This window comes from Vibrio sp. SG41-7, assembly GCF_014164465.1.
Taxonomy (GTDB): domain Bacteria; phylum Pseudomonadota; class Gammaproteobacteria; order Enterobacterales; family Vibrionaceae; genus Vibrio; species Vibrio splendidus.
In genome coordinates this window covers 1-2,564 of record NZ_JACJFF010000246.1, presented here as the reverse complement: position 1 = coordinate 2,564, position 2,564 = coordinate 1, and the positions used below count along the sequence as shown (strand labels likewise).

Annotated in this window: 1 pseudogene; it reads right to left on the bottom strand. The window is 46.1% G+C overall.

The annotated features are described in order from the left end of the window. Positions 1 to 2,564 (bottom strand): annotated as a pseudogene (locus H5300_RS26295) (hypothetical protein); the annotation flags it as partial.

Genomic DNA, 2,564 nt, shown 5'->3' with positions numbered 1-2,564 from the left:
TCAAGGGTGATAAACAACTCGCCTTCTGTGAAGCTGAACTGCTGTTCGCCAGTGTCATTTTGATCAAGCGTTCTTAGCTGACCGTCATAAGTAAACTGAGTGATCGTCGCACCATCAGCACTTTGGTTTGGCATCACATCAATGGTGTTGGTTGTGATTGTGCCGTCTGCAAGATTTGGCTCGATAATATCTAACGTACCATCTTGCATGATTTGAACATCATCACCGATGGTCACATTCAGCTGAGACACCAGTGAATCGTCGCCGTCCGTATCAACCGCATAAACAGGCAGATCAAAACTCAGATCGTTCTTATCTAAACCATCCGCATGGTCTAACTCTTCAAGCAGAGTAAAGGTGTATTCACCCAACGTACTCGTAGAGAAAGCAATCGTGAACACTGGAACTTCAGTGCCCGAACCATTGGTAATAAAGCCGATGTAAGTACCCGGATTAGCAGAGTCTTCTTTTATCTCAACCGCAAAACCGTTCGATTTCAGTGCACCGCCGACATTGAATTCAGTAGGTTCAATACGGAAACTCGCCACATCATCACTTTGATTGGTGAAGGTAATCGTCTCAGTTTGACTGACTGCACTGCCGCTTGGCGCAGAGCCATCAGCAAGATTTATTTCAGACAGAGTAACGCTTGGCACTGCATCAATCGTTGGGATGTCACCATCAGTAATAGTCAGAGTGACCGTTGACGTCACCACATCGTTATCTAAATCGCTTGAAGTCACCACAATCGACTTTACGATGTCTTCGCTAAGCGTGTGGTCTAGATTACGGTTTGGTTCGAAGCGCACGTCACCTTGAAGAGTGATGAACAACTCGCCTTCAGTGAAGCTAAATTGCTGCTCACCGTTGTCAGATTGATCAAGTGTTCGAACTTGCCCGTCATAAGTAAACTGAGTGATCGTCGCGCCGTCAGCGCTTTGCTCTGGCATCACATCGATGGTGTTGCTTGTGATTGTGCCATCTGCAAGATTTGGCTCAGTGATATCTAACGTACCACCTTGCATGATTTGAACATCGTCACCAATGGTTACGTTAAGTTGAGAAACCAATGAATCATCGCCATCACTGTCGACGGCGTAGACTGGCAGATCAAAGCTCAGATCGTTATTTGCAAGGCCATCCGCATGGTCTAATGCTTCCAGTAAAGTGAAGGTGTATTGACCTAAATTAGTATCTGAGAAGCTAATCGTGAACACGTTGGTTTCAACGTTCGAGCCATCCGTAACAAAACCGATGTAACCACCCGGTGTGGTTGGGTCAGCTTTCAGTTCGACGGCCAATCCATTTGATGTCAAAGCGCCACCAACATTGAACTCCGTTGGTTCAATACGGAAGCTTGTCACATCATCACTTTGAGTGGTGTAAGTAATTGTTTGAGTTGAGCTCACCGCGCTGCCACTTGGTGCAGAGCCATCACTCAGATTTTTTTCCGACAAGTTCACAGTTGGAACATTATCAATGGTTGGGATATCACCATCGGTAATGGTCAGAGTGACGGTTGAGGTCAACACATCGTTATCGGAATCGCTAGATGTCACCACGATTGATTTCACGATGTCTTCGCTGAGTGTGTGGTCTAGATTACGATTAGGCTCAAAGCGCACATCACCTTGAAGCGTGATGAACAGTTCACCTTCTGTGAAGCTAAATTGCTGCTCACCATTGTCATTTTGGTCAAGTGTTCGAAGCTGGCCATCATAAGTGAATTGCGTCACCGTTGCGCCATCGGCACTTTGATTTGGCATCACATCAATGGTGTTAGTTGTCACTGTGCCAGCGGCCAAATCTGCGACGGTTGGCTCGACGATATCTAACGTACTATCTTGCATGATTTGAACATCATCGCCGATGGTCACACTTAACGGTGACATCAGTGAATCATCACCATCACTGTCTACCGCATAAACAGGCAGTTCAAAACTGAGATCGTTGTTGCCTCGGGCATCTTGATGATCCAAAGCCTCAAGCAGAGTAAAAGTATATTCACCTAATGTAGTGCTAGAGAAGCTAAGCGTAAATACCGTGGTTTCGACATTCGTCGCACTGGTCGTAAAACCAATGTAGTCACCCGACCCTGCCGGGTCTTCACGTAACTCAACAGCTAAACCGTTCGATTTAAGATCATCGTTAGTATTGAACTCCGTTGACTCAATACGGAAACGAACCACATCATCACTTTGATTAGTGAAAGTAATGGTTTGAGTCGAGCTTACCGCGCTGCCACTTGGAGCAGAGCCATCACTCAGATTAGTTTCAGAAAGGGTAACGCTTGGAATGACGTCGATCGTAGGGTTATCACCATCAGTAATGGTCAGCGTTACGGTAGAAGTCAGAGAGTCGTTATCGAAATCACTTGAAGTGACCACAATCGACTTCACAATATCTTCACTCGCGGTGTGGTCTAGGTCGCGGTTTGGCTCAAAGCGCACTTCACCTTCAAGGGTGATAAACAACTCGCCTTCTGTGAAGCTGAACTGCTGTTCGCCAGTGTCATTTTGATCAAGCGTTCTTAGCTGACCGTCATAAGTAAACTGAGTGATCGT